The 17,471-nt window shown below is 63.4% G+C and carries 18 protein-coding genes; 6 read left to right on the top strand and 12 right to left on the bottom strand.

What is annotated here, in order from left to right; genetic code table 11:
* Positions 1 to 41 precede the first annotated feature (41 nt).
* On the bottom strand, positions 42 to 1,259 hold the full coding sequence (locus M2341_RS10360; protein ID WP_264585186.1) for a glycosyltransferase family 4 protein: 1,218 nt from the start codon (positions 1,257 to 1,259) through the stop codon (positions 42 to 44).
* A 276-nt stretch (positions 1,260 to 1,535) separates the two neighbouring features.
* Between M2341_RS10360 and M2341_RS10355 the strand changes: the two genes are divergently transcribed.
* The gene (locus tag M2341_RS10355; RefSeq protein ID WP_264585185.1) at positions 1,536 to 2,771 is read left to right on the top strand and encodes a tyrosine-type recombinase/integrase; all 1,236 of its coding nucleotides are present in this window, start codon (positions 1,536 to 1,538) and stop codon (positions 2,769 to 2,771) included.
* A 22-nt stretch (positions 2,772 to 2,793) separates the two neighbouring features.
* A complete protein-coding gene (locus M2341_RS10350) occupies positions 2,794 to 3,528 on the top strand; it encodes a hypothetical protein (RefSeq protein WP_264585184.1) in 735 nt (244 codons plus the stop codon).
* Positions 3,529 to 3,783: 255 nt separating this feature from the next.
* Here M2341_RS10350 and M2341_RS10345 read toward each other — a convergent pair whose 3' ends face one another.
* The gene (locus tag M2341_RS10345; RefSeq protein WP_264585183.1) at positions 3,784 to 3,906 is read right to left on the bottom strand and encodes a ribbon-helix-helix protein, CopG family; all 123 of its coding nucleotides are present in this window, start codon (positions 3,904 to 3,906) and stop codon (positions 3,784 to 3,786) included.
* A 151-nt stretch (positions 3,907 to 4,057) separates the two neighbouring features.
* Here M2341_RS10345 and M2341_RS10340 point away from each other — a divergent pair, with 151 nt between their 5' ends.
* Together M2341_RS10340 and M2341_RS10335 are read left to right on the top strand one after the other, a co-directional pair.
* On the top strand, positions 4,058 to 4,483 hold the full coding sequence (locus M2341_RS10340) for a hypothetical protein (RefSeq protein ID WP_264585182.1): 426 nt from the start codon (positions 4,058 to 4,060) through the stop codon (positions 4,481 to 4,483).
* Positions 4,480 to 4,824: a hypothetical protein gene (locus M2341_RS10335; RefSeq protein WP_264585181.1), complete on the top strand. Its 345-nt coding sequence runs from the start codon at positions 4,480 to 4,482 to the stop codon at positions 4,822 to 4,824. Before M2341_RS10340 ends, M2341_RS10335 begins: the two co-directional genes overlap by 4 nt.
* Here the strand turns inward: M2341_RS10335 and M2341_RS10330 are convergent, their stop codons facing one another.
* Positions 4,825 to 5,988 (bottom strand): tyrosine-type recombinase/integrase, encoded by a 1,164-nt coding sequence (locus M2341_RS10330; RefSeq protein ID WP_264585180.1) that lies wholly within the window; start codon positions 5,986 to 5,988, stop codon positions 4,825 to 4,827.
* A 28-nt stretch (positions 5,989 to 6,016) separates the two neighbouring features.
* Between M2341_RS10330 and M2341_RS10325 the strand changes: the two genes are divergently transcribed.
* Entirely contained in the window at positions 6,017 to 6,640 is a 624-nt protein-coding gene (locus M2341_RS10325) for a hypothetical protein (protein WP_264585179.1), read from the top strand.
* 432 nt (positions 6,641 to 7,072) lie between these two features.
* Positions 7,073 to 7,687, top strand: a complete 615-nt coding sequence (locus M2341_RS10320; protein ID WP_264585178.1) for an SOS response-associated peptidase — start codon at positions 7,073 to 7,075, stop codon at positions 7,685 to 7,687.
* A gap of 140 nt (positions 7,688 to 7,827) precedes the next feature.
* On the opposite strand, the gene M2341_RS10315 is transcribed toward M2341_RS10320, so the two are convergent.
* From M2341_RS10315 to M2341_RS10275, 9 genes are all read right to left on the bottom strand, one after another.
* Entirely contained in the window at positions 7,828 to 8,268 is a 441-nt protein-coding gene (locus tag M2341_RS10315; protein WP_264585177.1) for a hypothetical protein, read from the bottom strand.
* A gap of 2 nt (positions 8,269 to 8,270) precedes the next feature.
* Positions 8,271 to 8,777 carry a glycoside hydrolase family protein gene (locus M2341_RS10310; protein ID WP_264572985.1) on the bottom strand — a complete coding sequence of 169 codons (507 nt, stop codon included), beginning with the start codon at positions 8,775 to 8,777 and terminating at the stop codon, positions 8,271 to 8,273.
* Positions 8,778 to 8,996, bottom strand: a complete 219-nt coding sequence (locus tag M2341_RS10305; protein WP_264585176.1) for a hypothetical protein — start codon at positions 8,994 to 8,996, stop codon at positions 8,778 to 8,780. It lies immediately after the preceding gene.
* 22 nt (positions 8,997 to 9,018) lie between these two features.
* On the bottom strand, positions 9,019 to 11,742 hold the full coding sequence (locus M2341_RS10300; RefSeq protein WP_264585175.1) for a fibronectin type III domain-containing protein: 2,724 nt from the start codon (positions 11,740 to 11,742) through the stop codon (positions 9,019 to 9,021).
* Positions 11,743 to 11,842: 100 nt separating this feature from the next.
* The gene (locus M2341_RS10295; protein WP_264585174.1) at positions 11,843 to 12,388 is read right to left on the bottom strand and encodes a hypothetical protein; all 546 of its coding nucleotides are present in this window, start codon (positions 12,386 to 12,388) and stop codon (positions 11,843 to 11,845) included.
* Positions 12,385 to 14,877 carry a hypothetical protein gene (locus tag M2341_RS10290; RefSeq protein WP_264585173.1) on the bottom strand — a complete coding sequence of 831 codons (2,493 nt, stop codon included), beginning with the start codon at positions 14,875 to 14,877 and terminating at the stop codon, positions 12,385 to 12,387. The genes M2341_RS10295 and M2341_RS10290 overlap by 4 nt, the downstream gene beginning before the upstream one ends.
* A complete protein-coding gene (locus tag M2341_RS10285; RefSeq protein WP_264585172.1) occupies positions 14,874 to 15,239 on the bottom strand; it encodes a hypothetical protein in 366 nt (121 codons plus the stop codon). The genes M2341_RS10290 and M2341_RS10285 overlap by 4 nt, the downstream gene beginning before the upstream one ends.
* Before the next feature lie 9 nt (positions 15,240 to 15,248).
* Positions 15,249 to 16,340 carry a hypothetical protein gene (locus M2341_RS10280; RefSeq protein ID WP_264585171.1) on the bottom strand — a complete coding sequence of 364 codons (1,092 nt, stop codon included), beginning with the start codon at positions 16,338 to 16,340 and terminating at the stop codon, positions 15,249 to 15,251.
* An 85-nt stretch (positions 16,341 to 16,425) separates the two neighbouring features.
* Positions 16,426 to 17,454, bottom strand: coding sequence for a hypothetical protein (locus M2341_RS10275; RefSeq protein ID WP_264585170.1), 1,029 nt, complete (start codon positions 17,452 to 17,454; stop codon positions 16,426 to 16,428).
* Positions 17,455 to 17,471: the final 17 nt, after the last annotated feature.

Below are 17,471 nucleotides of genomic sequence, written 5' to 3'. Positions count from 1 at the left end.
AAGGGCGCCAGACCATCGGGTCCGGCGCCTTTTTGTTTGATTTAACGCTGCCGGCCGGAGGCTGCGTCCGCCTTGAAATAATCGAGCAAGGTCAGGGCCGATTTGAACAGATCGTGCCGCTCTTCCACCCGGCGCCGCGCCTCGGCGCCCAGCGCAGCCCGCTGCTCTGGCGTGGCGCGCATGATGCCGCGTAGGGCCTCGGCAATGGCGTCCTCATCGCCAGGCGCGAAAATCCAGCCACAGCGCTCGTCAAGCAACTCGGGGATGCCCGCGATGGTCGTGCTCAGCACCGGTCGGCCGATGGCGAAGGCTTCCATGATCCCGATGGGCAGGCCCTCGGCATAGCTTGGCAGCAGCATGGCGCGACCGGCCAGCAATTGCTCCCGTACATAGGCACCGGTGCCCCAGCCGTGCAGGATGACATGATCCTTGACGCCATGTGCCCGGATCGCCTGCCGTAGCGCGTGCTCGTCGTCCCCGCCGCCGATCAGCTCGACCACCAAGTCGGGAAACTCCCCGATCACGGCAGCGACGGCGGGCGGAATATGAATCTGGCCCTTGTTGGCGCACAGGCGGCCGATGCAGATCACTCGGCTGCTCTCGGGCGGGGCAGGCTGATAGGGGAAGTCGGAGAGGTTGATGCCGCAATGGACGATGCGGACCTTCTGGGCCGCCTCTGGGGCCTCCGCTACGATGCGATCGTGGCAGTAACGGGTGATGGCGACGATGAAAACCGCATCGCGTGCCTTCTCGCGGATGGAGAGGCGGGCCGGCTCGCCGGGCACCAACTCATCGGGACCATGGACCGTGAAGCTGTAGGACGGCCCACCCAGCCGCCGGGCCAGCATCGCCACGGTGGTCGCGTTGGTGGAGAAGTGGGTGTGGACGTGATCGATCCCTTGCGCATTGGCGCGGCGGGCGAAAGCCATGGCCTCCAGCAGATAGGCGACATGGGCGACAAGGTTTCGCCCCGCGTTGCGCCACACCCGCCACCAGAGCGGCAGCACCCGCAGCGTTCTGACCGGATGCAGCAGGCAGGTGAGCAGCACGTCCCACAGCAGCGCCGCCTTGCTGCCGGTGATGATATAGTGCGTGCGCGCCTGCTCGGCGATATCCTCAGGGTCGACCAGCTCGCCATCCCAGTGCCGCAGGGCAAAGCGCTCGACCGGCTGACCAAGCGCCTCGATCGCCCCGATCTCGCGACGGATGAACGTCGTGCTGATCAGCGGATACATGTTGAGAAGATAAGCAAGTTTCATGGCCGACCGCTCATGGGAGCGGAGAGGCGAGCCTGTCAACGCGGCTAACCCTTTTTGCGGCAGTGCGGGCCGGCAGGTCCGGCCGAGCAGGCCGGCGATCTGTGGAAAGTGGCTCCCCGAGTAGCAGCATCGGGGCCTGCTCCTCTCTTCCCACAGTTTCTCACAACTCTTGCCAAATGCATGAAATTAGGCAATTCGCCTTCCCTTGCTGTCTCGGGCTGTCCCGGTGCAGCACTGTCGAATTGGGGGCTCCGTTGGGGGCCAGTGGGGGCCTGTTTGCTGACAGTTTTGGCGTGCCGAAATGCCGTGGCGCGGGAGAAGCCATACAAGCTTGCGGACGCGAATGGGCTTTATTTGCACGTCCTGCCTTCAGGGACGCGCAGTTGGCGTTGGAAGTACCGTATTGGCGGCGTCGAGAAGAAACTCTCGTTCGGCCAATTCCCCGAGGTGTCGTTGGCGAAGGCGCGCGAGCTGCGCGACGAAGCGCGCAGGACATTGCGGGCAGGCGGCGACCCGGGCACCAAGTCGGCGCAACTGGAAGCGCTGCCGACCTTCGAGCAGGTTGCCCGGGACTGGCACAAGCATCAGTCTCTTGTCCGGGCGCCTCGTTATGCCGGCCAGATCCTCGACCGGCTAGAGACGGACGTCTTCCCATCCATCGGCGCCATGCCACTGGCCGACATCACCGCAGCGACGGTTCTCAAAGTCATCCGGTCGATCGAAGCGCGCGATGCGCTGGTGATGGCCCAGCGCGTCCGGCAACATATCTCGTCGATCTTCGTCTTCGCGATTGGTGCCGGATTGGCCGAGACGGATCCAGCAAATGTCGTCCAGCCGGCGCTGAAACCGCGCACGCGGACGTTGCGTCCTGCCGTGCTCAGGATCGAGGAGGCGCGCGCCCTGATCACCGCAGTGGAGGCGACGACCGACGCTTATGTGGGGACCAAGCTCGCGTCGCGGCTGCTGGCGCTGACAGCGGTCCGGCCCGGTGTGTTGCGGCTGGCCGAGCCGGGCGAGTTCGAGGATCTCGACGGGAATGCGCCACTTTGGCGCATTCCGGCCGCGAAAATGAAGCTGTCACGCGAGAGCAAGGCCGACGCGGCATATCAGTTCGTCGTACCGCTAGCGAGGCAGGCCGTGGAAGTGGTCAAGGCCGCTGCTGTCGTCTCGGACGGCCGGCCCTATCTGTTCCCGAATACGGTGAAGGCAACCAGGCCGATTTCAGACAGTACGCTGAGCAAAATCTATCGGGATGCGGGTTATCAGGGGCGACACGTCCCGCATGGCTGGCGCGCGACCTTCTCAACCATCATGAACGAAATGGCCGCGCAGAACGACAACGTCCTCGACCGCGCGATCATCGACCTGATGCTGGCCCACATGCGTGGCGACGTCGAAGCCGCATACAATCGGGCCGCCTATATGCCCCGCCGGCGCGAACTGGCGCAGATTTGGGCGGACATGCTCCTGAAGGACGCGCCGCCCGCAGCATCGTTGCTCCCGATCGACTGAACAAGCTCGCTGGAGCGCGAGCATGATGCTCCCGTCCGTGGGAGCGCGCCTCGTCCGAGATCCCGTCATGCGCTGCAGCTATGACGTGGATGACCGACGCGCAAAGCCAGGTCGAAAGATCGGCAACGGCTCCGCCGAGCATGGCGGCGCATTCAAAAGCGCATTGCTTGCGGCCGCCAAGCGCGAACTGATCCGGCAGCATCGAGAGGGCTACCGTGACTACGGCAAGCTGCAGTGGACGGACATCGCCGTCCTTGAACGTGCGCTAGATTTCCTGCGCTACGACAGCGGCGACTTCTATGTCGATTACAGCACGATGGCACGCAGAATTGGAAAAGACCGAAAGGCAGCAATCCGCGCCATTGAACGATTGGAGTATTGGGGATTCATCTCTCGTGTCCGGCGCAGCGAGAAGCGTGACGACGTCATTGATGGACAACCCGGTCCCCGACGCAAGCAGGCGCCGAATGCCTACTACTTCGACTTGCGCCGCCGTTTGTCCAAGGCAGCTTGGCAAGACTTCTGGTGCACGCTCAAGCGAAACTTGGCCCGCATCGGACAAGCAGCGCGGAATCAAGCGCACATCTTCCTGGGCGTATTTAACCAGAAGGCTGCGGATTCTCCCCGCCGTGTCGTCCAAGGCCAAAGTGAAACCGAGGCAAGCATTGCCGGGATCAAGTGCCCCATCACCCGCAACCTGCTGTTGAATCTGGGGCGGCTCAACGGGCATCTTGGGAAGGGGAGTGCGAGTCCATAAACGGCTCACTATTCTCGGTTCCCAGAAGATAAAGGATAAAAGGACTGCCTTCGGCAGGCGCAATTTAAGCGGTCATCCCACCAGAAGTGTCCATGAGGCGATGTCATCCTGCCACTGCAATGGCGGGACCGAACCGGCTTGGGCCGGCCCGGGGGGTATCCACGGGGGATACCGGGCATGAACTGTGCCAATCCCGCAGCGGAGTCGCGGGACGACAGAGCGCAGACGCCCAGGCTCATTGTTGGGATAAGAAGATCAGTCCTTCGCCGGAAGGGCACTCTCGACCAGCTGGCGGAGCGCCTCGGAACGCGGCACCTCATTCGCTGCGGCGAATTTCTCGATCCGTTTGATCAGATCGGCCGGCGCCCGGAACGTCAACGTAGGATCCTTGCCGGTAGCCGGACGGCCCCTCTTTTTAGGCACACCTTTTATATTTGACCCGCTCATGATTTAGGTGTACTTAAAAAAGCAGAGCGGCGCAAGGCGGCAACCTTGCACCGCTCCTAACTCAGATCAGGGATAGGACCCCATGAACCAAGCTGTGCTAGCGCCTATCACGCGCGTCTTCTTTCCGGAACCCCGACTTGCCACCGCCGCTGCTATGCTGGCGCCGCCGCACCTGTGGCGTTTGACTGATGACCAGCGCGCTATGATCGACTGGGCGCGTTCTGAGTTGATGCTGCTTATCGACGATTTCTCCGAACTGGCGCCGACGGAAGTGTTGAATATACTCGGATCATCGACGGCCTATCAGCGCTGCATTGTCGAAGGTCTAATTTCCCCGCTGGACCGGACAAGGCTGACCGCTGCAGTAGCCCGGTGTGAGGCGTTACTCGGGGAGTTTTACGACCGGTCACCGCATGAACTGTTGCAGTCATTAATGCTCGCAGCGACGCTGCTCGTGACGGGCACCGAATATGATCGCCCCGACGCACCGGAGGATTATCACCAATGACCGATTACACAGATCAATGGCGGGACAATTTGAGCGCCAACGCCGCGATTGGGTGGAATGCCGTCACTGAGGGCGAACCGGGCGTGATTGAGGCAATGCGCGGCGTCGTCCTGTCGGAGTATGATTTGTGCGCGCACCTGCCCAAGAGCGGTTTCGAGAAAGCGAAGCGCAGAGTTGCCACTGATTTTGCTGAGGCTGTCGAGGATGTTGCTGCGCTTACATGGGAGACTGCAATCGCAGGTGTTGAAGCGCAGCTTCAAAATTGCACGGAAGCTGGCCGCGCCGGCTTGATCCAGCTGCGAGATCTCATGGTTATACAGGCAACCTGGCGGGGCCGCTGACTAATTAATGAGCAGCTTTGCCCACCGGCAAAACAGATCGCGTCGGCGCGCCAGATGCTCCGCGCGGTTGTAGGCAGCCTCGACCTTGTTGGTCGGCGCATGCGCGAGGGCCTGGTCGATGACGTCCTTTTCGGTGGGGCACTGCTCGTTGAGGATGGTCGAGAAGCTCGCGCGCCAACCGTGCGGGACATGCCGGCCGGCATAGCCGGCCCGATTGTAGAGATCGCCGATCGCGCCGGCGCCGATCGGAAAGATCGGAGAATGGGTATCGTACCCGTTCTCGGCGGCAGCGCGCAGCAGCTCGGCCGCCGGCAGGCTCAGCGGGATCAGATGATCATTGGCCGCGTCCGCCTTGCGCACGCGGGTCAGCTTCATGTGCGCGGCCGGGATCCGCCAGAGCGGGGCAGGGCCGTCCAGGCCCTCGATCTCAGCCCAGCGCGCGAGGCGCAGCGCGCCAATGCGCACGGCGGTCAGGGCAAGGAACCGCGAGGCCAGCTGGACGCGCGGCGCCGCGTCCAGCGCGTCAACGGCGACCTGCAGCGCCTTCAGCTGTTCGATATCGACCAGCGCTGGGTGCCGCTGCACGCTCGGCGGCGGCGCCAGCTCCGCGCGCAGGGCTGCGGCCGGGTTCGTCGTGCAGAGCTCGCGGACAATCGCATAGGAGAAGATCGCGTCCAGGCGTTGCCGGATCCGACGCGCGGTTTCGATGGCGCCTCGCGCCTCGATCGACTGCACGATCTCGAGCAGCTGCACGGCCTCGATTCCGCCGATGGGGTTTTTCGCCAGGAGGGGAAAAACGTCGCGCTCGAGGCTCAAGATCACATCGCGAGCATGTTCGGCCGACCAGCGTCCGCGCCGGTCCTCAAACCATGCGCGGGCAACAGTCTCAAACTGGTCGGAATGCGCCGCGGCCTCGCGATCGCGAGGATCAAGCCCGGCCGCGATCAGCGATCGCGCCCGATCGGCGCCGGCGCGCGCCTCGACCAGAGACATGTCGGGCCACCGGCCAAGGGAGAGCAGCTGCTCCTTTCCGCCGGCGCGGTACTTGAGCCGCCAGGACTTGAGGCCGCTAGGCGCGACAAACAGGAAGAGCCCGCGCTCATCGAACATTTTGTAGGCGCGCGGCTGGATCCGCGCGGCCTTGACCGCTGCGTTGGTGAGCATGACTATCTCGCTTGAGGAGGGTGACGCCATGAAAGACGACATGATGGTGTTTCTGGAAACACAGCAGAGCGACTGGGTGGCTGGGGCCACGAATCTACCCCTTTCCGCAATCGCTCAGCGGATAGCGATGATCGCTGACGACTGGGCTGGGTTTTGGATAAAGGTTGATGGGTGGGCGCCGGCAGAGGCTGCAGCGGCGTTGGCTGAAGCTAATCTTCGGCGAGTGGCCAGTCTTGCACACTCAACTCAACAATGGATTCGGGACGAGCCGCTGTCGGACGGGGACCTCGTTCTAGCTTGGACCAATTTAGGCGCTGTTCTCGAAGGCGCATTGCGCCTTTTTCTCACCGTCTTCCTGGCGGACTATCTTAAAGATAAGAAAATGCTGGAATCACGCGCATTCAATAAAAAGTATCAGGTGCTGACCTTGCCCAGCAATTTGACGTTCGACAATATGCTCGATGCGTACGAGAAGAGCGAACTGTTGCCCAACAACCAATTGGCCCTCTGCAGGCGGCTCCAACATAACCGAAATGCGATTCATGCCTTCAAGCTCCGCGACGTTGAAACGGATGAGGCCTTTCAGGTCGCCCTCAGAGAGTTAGCAGCGCTTATGCGGTCTCTAGATGGTAGAATGCCTCGGCCCTTTTAGCTTGTATAGGACGGATATTCCCTCCGCCCCGGCCGCTCATTTCGGCGCTTTGCGACGAGCCGATACCCCAATCGGTACCCCAACTATTGACCGACTCGGGGTCTAGATGTTCTCCATTCGTTCATGCCCTTGCACACCGGCCCTGATTGCATTTTCGAGGCAGCTGCGTTCCAGTACACCGTCACGATCCGTTGTCGGCATTGCGGTCATTTGAAGATCTACGATCCCCACGCTCTCTGGTGGCTGTTTCAGCGCAAGGGTTGGAACGATCATCTAAAGCAGCTCGGGCGACATTTTCGCTGCACCCAATGCCGCTCTAAGCAGATACAGGTCAGATTGACGCGTGAGGACCCGACTGGCGAACAGCCACCGCTTCCTCCGAAAAGCGAATGGCGACGCGCCGCAAATCGGTTCAGGGGGTAGGGGGCACCAATGTGCAATCTGTACAGCGTCAAAGTCGGGCTGAAGGACTATCTCGCGCGGTTTGACGCCCTGCCGGATCCTGCGGATCGCCTCGTTGTCGAGAAGGATTACGTGGCCCCGGGCAAGCCGGGTTACGTTGTGCGTGAGCAAGATGGCGAGCGCCTTCTCTCGGTGATGAACTGGGGCTTCCCCTTTCAGGGCAAGCCGGTCACCAACGTGCGCAACTACACCTCACCATTCTGGAAATCGGCGCTGGCCAATCCCGCGCGGCGCTGCCTCGTCCCGGTCAATGAATTCCAGGAGTGGAGCGTCCAGGCGGACCCGGAGACGGGCAAGAAGCGCCCCTATTGGTTCACAGTGCCCTCACAGCCCACATTTGCCTTTGCGGGCATCTGGCGGCCGACCGAAGCCGATCCGGTCTATTCCTTTCTCACCTGCGGCTATGAGGGCGACCCGGCGACGCATGTTGTCGGCGCCATCCATCCGAAGGCCTGCCCCGTGATCCTTCACCCCGAGGACTATGACCGTTGGCTTCGCACCGATCTGGACGATGCACTCAGTCTCGCGGCCCCTTATCCGAGCCAGTTGATGTCAATTGGCCGTTACGCGCCGCCGGCGCCTTGAGCGGCTTACCGTTCAGCTGCTTCGCTTGGTTCCAATCGATCGAGGCCTGGCGGGCCGCCACATAGGCGTTGACCGTCGCGGCATGGCGCAGGCGGCAGTCATGTGATTCCAGGATCGCGTCGATATCGCCCTGCGCCAGTTCACCGATGCTCTTGTCCGTCAGCTGCGCCGGCGCCGGGCAGGGGGCAGACAATGCCGCCGGCAGCGGTGGAGGCACAGGCGCCAACCGCTCCCCGGGCCCGATTGACTTCACGGTACAGGCCGTCAGTGAGGCCAGCAGCAGGATCGGAAAGACGCGGCTCACGGATGATCTCCTTCGTGACGGTGGGCTGGATGATGGTTCTGGTCGCCTGCAGGGCGGAGCGTCCCTGCTCGTAGCGCGCGCTTGCAGCGTTGATCTGCTCGCCGATCGCCTGCTCGGTCTCGCGCGCGCTGCGCGTCAACATGACGGCGGTGATCATGCGCTCGCGTTCGGCGTCGGCCTGGCCGCGGACATATCCGCGGTTATCGAGCCACCAGAGCGCGCCCAGGATCGCACTGACGCCCAGGACATGCGGCAGCGCGCGGATGAGGAAGGACATGGTCAAGCGCCTCCGAGCTCGGCCGGTACCGCGCCGACCATGCAAAGCTCATACTCACCGACGCGGCGGTCTTTGCCCTCGCGGCGATACACTAGGCCGGCGACAACCTTGCCGCCCGCATATTTGTAGAGCCGCATCGCCCGGCATGCTTCCACATAGCGCCCCTGGACAAACAGCCGCCGCACGCTCGAGCGGGCATAGGCCGAGATCCCGATGTTGGACGCGAATGTGGTGTGCGATGCCCACTGCCAAGGCTCGCGATCGATCCCGGCCGCGCTGGCGCGCACGCCCTCACCAAAGTCCCGGTACTGGGCGAGGGTGATCTCGCGACACTCGGCTTCGGTGTAGGGACGCATGGGAACGTGCGTGGCGCCGCCGCAGACGGTCCAGACCCCGACGAGATCCTTATAGGGGTTGAGCTTCATGCCCTCCCAGCTGATCCCGAAGGGCACGGCGATCGCCAGCATGGCGCTGGCCACGCCAGTCGCGAGCATCTTTGCGTCTGCCATCTATCGTCCTTTCCTCAGCCAGGCATTGAGCCGCGCGATCGTGGCGCGGGCGCGGCCGAGCTGGCGCTGGGTGGTGTCCATCTCGTAGATCCGCAGCACCATCCAGATGATCGAGAGACTGGTGGCGATGGCTGGCAGCATCTCGATAAGGCCTCCAAAGGCGGTGGCGATCGCGCCGGCGTCGAAGCTGCGCTTGATGAGGTCGTGGCGATCGATCATCGCGGCGCTCCCGTGCTGGCCATCACAGGCCCGTCACCAGCGTATCCCAATAGGGGCCGGCGAAAGATGCGACATAGCTACTCAGGGCAGGCGTCGGATGGCCCACATTGTCCGCGAAATAGGGGCCGTACGGGCCCGGCTCTTCAGGGCATGCGCCTTCTAAGCCAACGGTGGCGTCACCGCTGATCGGGATCAACACCTCTCTTGCCGTCGTGGCCGATGCCATAGCTGCATTAGAGGCTGCCCGGTTATCCCGTGGCCCCTGTCCTACAGGACGTGCGTTGTCCCATGCGTCGAGCCAGCCCCTGCGGATGCCTGGGACGATCGCCTTGACCTCGTTCAGATAAGCAATGTAACTGGCTGAAGTCGCATCGGCCGAATTGTAGAACTCGTTGGCGAGAAGCACGATTGGAATACCAAGTTCGTCGGCGACACCCGCGAAGTTCGCATTCACAGCACCGCGCATTTGCGAGATCGTGCGGCCTGAAATTGCGAGATTGCTCGACGCGCCGAATGGCACCCCTTTGTTATTGAGCAGCAGCGCCGCCCAGTTCTTCCGGCCGGAAGTATAGCTATTGCCGTCAATGAAGGTATAAAATGAAGCCCCAGCCCAAGGCAGCGGCTGACCGAATTTAGCGTTCATCGCTTTGATAAGCCGGAAAATCTCCGCGTTGGTCAGGGCTTTGTTATAAAAGCCGAAATCCATCAGGTCGCCACGGAAACCCCATTCGTCTGTCGGGTTGACGCCGTCGTACCCCTGAGAGCTGTGCCCATAGGCGTAGTTATTGGAGCTATGCGGCGACAAGGGGCCCGTCGCACTGAAGTGCGCGTTCCCCTGATCGAAAAAATGTGCGTTCAACAGGCTCGATTGGCGAACGACGATAATCGCGTAGCCGACACGGTTGGTGAAGTCCGCCGTACCCCCTCTGGTGGTTACCTTGGTCTTCGATGCGATGAAGCTACGGTCGCCGTCGTTGACGTTCCTTGGACCCCAGAACACCCGGAAATCGTCGACTGTGCTCTCTGCGATGTTGAGGACGAAGAACGCCGTGCAGCCAGTGTCGGTGGTTGCGTTGTTCATTGCCGCGATCATCGCAGCCGGCCGGCCCACGCTCAGGTAGCTCGTGCCGTTGACCTGTAGCGCAGGCTTGCCACCCGAACGGCTGGTCCGGTAAAGCGGTTGCCACGCCGTGGTTGCTTGCGAAATCGCAGCGCCTGAAACGCTGTCTACCCAGTTGCCGGCAAAGGCCGTATTGTCCGCTTGTGCCGGAATATCCTCGACACGGAAGTGCATGACGAGATTGCCGACCGCCGGCATGGAAGGAACAGCTGCGACGGGTGTGGCATTAGCGACGTTCGACCACGTTGTTTGCTGGCCCACACTGTTCACCGCGGCAACGCGGAAATTGTAATCCTGTGTGTTCGTCAGACCCGTGATTGTCGTGCCCGGCGTCGCCGAAGCGCCATCGCTGAAAGTCGTCCACGTCGACGCGGAGTTCAGCTTGTACTGATACACATAGTCGGTGATCGCGGCGCCGCCATTGGCCGGCGCTGACAAGGTGAGCACCACCTGACCATCCCCGGCTGTCGCGGTCAGACCGGAAATGACCGCCGGCACCGTGGGGTTGACCGGCCCGACAGGGTCGCCGTCGTTGGAGCCGCTACCGCCCGGTCCAGACGCCAGCTGGCGCGGTCCGACCAGCGCCGCGAGATCGTCAATCGTCAGCACATATGTCACTCCTGTTGCGCCGGAAATCAGCGCGCCGTCTCTGAGCCAGCGCCATCCGGCATGATCACCATTGAGGATTGTTCCGCCGTTGGCGGTCAGCACATCGCCGACGCGCGGCGGGGATCCAGCGCCGCTTACGGAGGGCGGACTTGTCCAGTTCGGCGCCGGCGTCGGGGTGGGCGGGATGAAGCTGGCGCCGACGTCGCCGATCGGCTCCAGGTCGACGACATTCGCCTGCCACTGGAAGCCGGCGTTGGCGCGCGCCCATATGGTCCCGATGTCGCCGATCAGCGGCCCGAAGTAGATCCTGTTCTGCCGTTGTGCATGCGGATCCGGATCGGTCACAAGCAGGATTGGATCGGTCGCGCCGACCGCCGCAAGGATCGGGTCGACGAGATTCTCAATTTCGTCGCGGTACAGCGAGGCGAAGGACAGGCCTGTGCTGCGCAGCTTTAGACCTCGGCGACGAAGAAGAACCGCCCTGGTCGACCATTCGGCCTTGCCGTGATCGCGGATGCCGAACGCGGCGCCGAAGGAAAAATTGCGCTCCGGCTGCAGGCGCTGCCCGATCACCACGCGTGCAACCGTAACCGGCGTGTTGTTCGCCGGCGTCGTGATCGTGACGCGCCAGTAGCGAGCTGCGCTAGGTCCGGTCGCGGGCTTTTCCCAATAGGAGCGGCCACGTCCGCTCGGGAACATGACGCTGCCGGCGAGGAGGGGAACCGCCGGCCAAGCGTGGCTGGCGCCGGTAAACGCACCTTGTGCGTCGGTCGCGGCACTCACCTGCAGCAGCCAGCTGCTTGCCGCGCCGGAGAGGCCCAGCAGGGCAATAGTGTCAGCCGGTAGGTCTTCCCGCAGGTCGACGATGAAGGACTGACTGGCGGTCCCGGCCGCCTGCCCCTTCCACACCATGCCGAGCCAGTCGTTGGCGATATTGGATGGCTGATACCCGGGTAGGCTGTTCGTCCCGCTCAGGACGGCGACCGGCAGCGGCCGCATGATCATTGCGTTGCTCATCGGTCGGTTCTCGCGATGTTTGCTTAGGGGAGGCGGTAGGGCAGGTCGCTGCGATCCCGGCGTTGCGGATCGCTGCCGCCAGAGGCGCGTTTTCGGAGGCTTATTCGCTCGGCGGCCAACCAGCGAAAATGTCGATTGCCATCAACGCTGTGAAACTCGCGCCGGGGTCACGCAGGGCAGCTTCCTTAGCTTGTCGGACGGCCATTTTGGCTTGGAAGCCCCCATCCATTGCGTAGCCCATGTCTTCCAATTCTGTGAGACTGTGCGGCACTTGTGACCGATCCCACATCGTCCAGTTGATTGAAGATACCGGTTCGCCCCGCCTGATCGCGCCGTTCAGATATCGCAGGGTGCTGTCGAAGCGAGACTGCGCCTGATCATCGCAGCAGATCCGGCCGAGCGGTGATGGACAGCCGGCCTCTACCTCCAGCGCAAATTGCCTCGACAGCTGTGCAAGCAAGGCATCGCGAACGTCCTCAGCCGTCCAGTTTGCGTTTTTGATCCAGGCAGACTGATCGACCGGAACCCCTCTTAATCCATCCGTGAACTGCTGGCTTCCAAAGTCGCCTGATATGCCGTGTCCCTTGCTCACGACACTGCCAGAAGCATCGGACCACACGAGCCAGAACTCTCGCTCCGGTGTCATCTTTTCACCTCTCCATAACGAAGATTGGATCCGCCCAGAACGGTGAGCGCGTTGACGAAGTCGCCGCCATTGTTCGTGTAGAGGAGCTGCCACGTGTGGGTGCCGGCAGCGAACCCGCCCAGGCTGATGCCCCAGCTGAACGGCATCCCAAATCCGGGGCCCGTTCCGCCAGCTCGCATCGGCACGACATATTGAAAGAGTGGCACATTATAACCGAAATACGGGTCGAAGGTTTCTGCTGCGGTGCGCAGAACAACAGTGCCGTTCAGATCGTCATTGGTCTGAACGAACAACGTGACATCAAAGTCGAGGTCAGATGCGGATTCGATCTTCGTCTTGGTGAGCGTCATCAAGGTTTGCGTAGCAAAGCGAGCCACCGTCACGCCCGACACCATCTGGACTGAGCCTTTGTCGGTCACCGAATTCCCGGCAATTTTGATGGTGTTGACTTCGAGGTTGCCGATCTTCGCGTTCACGACGACGGCGTTGCCGAGAAATGCGCTGTCAGCGACGACGTCGAGCGCTGAAATGGCGCCGAGGATCCGCTCCCAGTCGCCGCCCGTCCACCGGAACCATTGTTTTGACGTTGGGCGGTACCAGGTCTGTGAGACGAACTGGCCAGAGCCTGGATGGTCATCCTGCACGAAGCCGATCGCCGAAGCGCCGGCAGGTCCAGCGGCGCCGGGCGCCCCATTTTGGGCGAGAATGCGCGGCGTGCTCCAGTCAGAGGCCTCGACCGTATCGGTCGCGAGCTTCGAGCGTGCGGTCGCCGATATCATGTACAGCGGCTCGCCGCCTGGCGGCGGCTCTTGTGACCAGCCGCTATTATGACCTGTGAGAACACCGGTCGCGAACGTGTAGGTAGCGACCGTGGACGGGGGAGGAGGAGTGCTGGACGCTCGCCTGAAGAGGAACACGACCGCTGTATTGTAACCGTCGACGCCCGGCGGCCCCTCTGGCCCGGGATCACCCGGAAGGCCACGTACCGCACTCTCCAGAATCGCGACAGTCACGCTCGCAGCGTAGAACAGCGCATCGAGTTCCGGCCCGTTTACGGGGCTGTCGACGCCGGCATTATCCCAGTCGGGCGTGATTGCCTCGAGGAAGTCGAGCAATGCCTCCATGTCGGCCTGTGCGGTAGCGCGTTCGGATGCTGCCACGCCGAGATCCGCAGCCTTGTCATAGGCGGCGGTGAATCGGGTGGTGAGCGAGTCATGCTCGCGCATGAGGCCTTGCTTGTCGGCGCCGGCGGTCAGCCATCCGTCCGACGTGATGCGGCCGATACGCACGCTCGCTGCGTCCGCTGCTTCCTGGGCAGCGATCGCGGCGGCCAGTGCCGGGTCGTTCAGTGCCATTTCGCCAAGGGTGTGAACGCGATTGGTCACCGCGGCCTTCTGCGCCAGGCGCCAATAGGGCGTGCTGACCGACATCTGCTCCACCGTTGCGACCGGCGGCCAGCTGCTGCCATCCGAGGCGAGCGTGCCGATCGGCGTCCCGATCTGCACCGCCTTCACGCGCAGGCGGCCGAGCCAGTCGATCAGAGCCGTGGCATTGACGCTCTGCGCAATGCTCAGAATGACATCGCGGGCGGTGGTCTGCGAGGTGAGCGCCAGGGACAAATTGTAGGGGCAGGCGGCATCGAGGGCGTCGAGATCCGCAACCACGACGCGGTCCAGCTTCCCGAGGCGCTCGGCGATGCGATAGATGATCGACCCGGGCCGGCGCACCCAGGCGCGCGCGCCGCCATTATCGCCCAGCGCATGGAAGGTGAGCAGGCCGGCCGGCGGTGCGCCGAGCCGGACCAGGCCGAGCGTCGCGCACGTGGCCCAGTCGCCATTGGCGATCGTCGCCGCCTTCAGCGCGGCAAAGCTGGCATAGTTGGCCGCCGGCGGTCCGAGACGGCTGAGCCGGTCGAACGCCATCTGGCCGCCCGCCATGCTGCCGCCGCTGAGCTGGTAGATATTGTCGACCGCGTCGATCAGGACGCCCTCGACGAAGCGCGGCGATCCGATCAGCCAGGGGATGACATTGCCCTTGAGCTCGATGCTGCCCTGGACGCCGCCGGTGCCGGCATAGGTATCGAGCAGGGGCTCATCCAGCCAAGCGTCATCGCAGCCGATCGACAAGGGTACGGCACCTTCGCCGCTGGGAGGCTGCTCGCGCACGCGGCCGTCAAAGATCAGCGTGTAACTGCTCCAGGAGGCGCCGATCTCGCCCTGCCACAGGCGCACGCGGCCATCGTAGAGGTCCAGCGCTGGCAATTCGGGCCAAGCTGCGAGCTGGACGGCGAGCTCGCCACTCGGTGCCGTCAGCTGGCTGCCAAATGAACCATCGAAGATATCGTAGCGCAGCTTGGGGAGACGCGCGATCGCCGGCCGCCAGCTGGCACCGTCCAGATGGCAGACGCGTTCGTCGTCGACATTGGAAAGCCGCAGAGTGGTCGGCGTCGCACCCGACCAGGCATCGATCCTGCAGACGGTCGCCTTCATCCGAACAGCTCCAGGGTGCTCATCTCTTCCTCGAGATCGATCTCGAGGCGGCCGACCATCATCGGGGTGTCGACCAGCTGCTCGTCATCGGTCAGGCGGAAGCAGGGCACGCCGCCATCGAGGCTGACGTCCAGGACCGCGGCGATCTTGACGGCGAACCGCCGGCGCCCCTGCTGTCCGATCAGCGCGGCCCGCGCATTGAGGATCGTCTCGGTGTCGGCTGCGCTGTCGCAATAGCCCTCGGCCGGCGCCTTCTGGCCGTCCCGAGCCGTGGGAAAGCGGTCCAGCAGCGCGGTGTCGGACACGATGACGATCGCCGCCGCCCGCGATGAAGCGGCGACGTCTTCGGGAAGTGCTGCCATGGATCCTCGTCAATATCCGCGCTGGGCTTGCCACCAGGCATCGAGGTTGCCGCCGCCGCCGGCGATCTGCTTCAGCAACTGGGTCTGTTCGGCCAGCATGGAGCTCTGCTGCTCGAGGATGTTGGCGGTCGCTTCGCTGTTTTTCGCGATCGCCTTCTCGAACGGGTTTTCGGTGCCGGTACCGGTGTTGGCGTTCTGCTTGTCGATCGCGCTGATCGCCTGCTCGGTGAGCTTGGTGATCATGTCGTACTGGGCGAAATACTCTTTGGTCGAGCCGTTGATGTCCCGCTCGATCTGCAAGAAGGTCTGGGCGGCCTCCTGGAACTTGGCGGTGTCGACGTTCTTGCCGGCGTTGATGTCAGTGATGAACGGATCCAGCGCGGCCCGGGCATTGGCCTGCTGCTCGCGCAGCGACAGGGGCGAATTGCTGCCTGCCTTCAGCGACTGCAGGAAGTCCTTCAGCGCATCGGTGGCGACGCCGGCCGCCTTGACCGCCTCGTCGCGCTGCAGTTTGTAAAGCTGCTCGAGCTGCCGCATTTCCTCGTCGGTTGCGCCGGCTTCCTTGGCGATCTTCACCAGCTGCTTGAACTTGAGGTTTACCTCGTCCAGCGCGGCGCCGACCGGGTCGGTGTAGCGCTTCAGATCCTTGAACGCCTGTTCGAAGCTCAGGGCCTTACTCAGGCCGGTCTCGATATCCCCAGCCTCTCGCAGCAGCTTCTGGGTGCCTTCGCGGACGCCCTTGATCGCGCCGTCCTGCAGGGCGTTGAGCACCGCGAGCCGCATGGCCGTCTCCGGATCCTCGCCATCGTAGAGCAGCTCGATTCCCGGTGTGCGTGACGGGTGCTTGTTCCCGACCGCATTGGTCGCGGTGCCGGCAACGCGGTAATAGCTCCCCCGCTGACCGAAGCTCACCGCATACTGGCCGACTTCCGCACCCAACTGGTCGGCGATGCGCTGGATGTTCTGCTGCAGACCCTTGGACATGCCCGTGAGGGAATCGATGACGCCGGCATCCTTGGTCCCGGAGATGACGGGGTTCGTTGTGTTGGCGGTCACGATGGTCGAGCCCATCGGCGTCTTCTTGAACAGCCCGCCGATCACGCCGCCAAGCAGCCCGCCGGCAATCGATCCCAGCGGCCCTGCTATCGAGCCGAGGGTCTTTCCGAGCACGTCTGTCAGCGGTTTCTCAAGGCGCTTGCCGATCTCCCCGCCGATCGCGCCCCCGAAGGCACCGCCAAGGCTGTTGCCGCCGGCCATGCGCGCGGTCGCCGCACCCACGCTGGCATTGCCGCTGATCTCGCGGAGCGTCGCCGGGCGATTCCTGTTCGGCCTGCAGGTTGATCGACCAGCGGTCGATCGGCAGACCCTTGCGGTTCATGAGGAAGGCGGGATTGGGCTGGTTGACCCCCTGGACGAGCATGGGCGCGGCGTGTGCGGCCACCGAAACAACCGGCACCGCGGCATCCGTGCGCCCGGCGAACACGCCCATGAGCTTGACGGTCATGAAGCCCGGCTTGGCGGTGTCGCCACCCCATTCCTGGACAATGCCGCGGCACCCGACGAACTTCAGCAGCACGCCGTCCTCGTAAAGATAGAGGGTGCCCGACGGGTGGTCCGTAAGCCGTGCGGCCGCGTCAGCCGGAGAGGTGCCGGCGTAGGTCCAGTTCGGCGGGATCGCAGCCTGCGTGGTTATGGTCAGCGGCGTGTCGAACGTGTCGACCAGCGTCGCGACCTTGCCACTCGTGTAATCGGCGATCAGGGTCGTGCGGCCGTCGCCGGGTCCGCCGGAGAGGACCAGCGGCATGCCGCGATAGAGCTGCGCGGTGGTCGCAAAGCCCGTCCCGAGGGTCGCACTGGTCGCGCTGCCGGCGGTCAAAGCTGCCGCCGCGATCGCGGCCTGGAACACGCCGCGCAGGCCACACGAGGCCAGGAGATCATGATGCGGCGGCTTGACGCTCGCCGTGTACGCAGCAGCTGCGCCCTTCATCCGGAAGCGGATCGTCACCTCGGCCGGCTGCCCAACGATCAACGGCGCGCCACTGACCAGACTGCCGGTGGCTTCGTTGCTCTGCTCCTCGGTAAACGGCGTGTTGTAGCTGAAGCCATCAGCCTCGAAGGGAAAGGCGTTCGCGGCGGTCGGGCCTGCGTCAACGCCCTCGTTGGTTTCCAGCTTGAACAGCATCACGCTGTTGGCCGGACGGATCGTCTGGTCCATGTCGGTGTCTCGCTTCT

This window comes from Sphingobium sp. B7D2B (genome assembly GCF_025961895.1).
Taxonomy (GTDB): domain Bacteria; phylum Pseudomonadota; class Alphaproteobacteria; order Sphingomonadales; family Sphingomonadaceae; genus Sphingobium.
The sequence above is the reverse complement of the archived record's forward strand: the minus strand, read 5'-3'. Positions and strand labels throughout refer to the sequence as shown.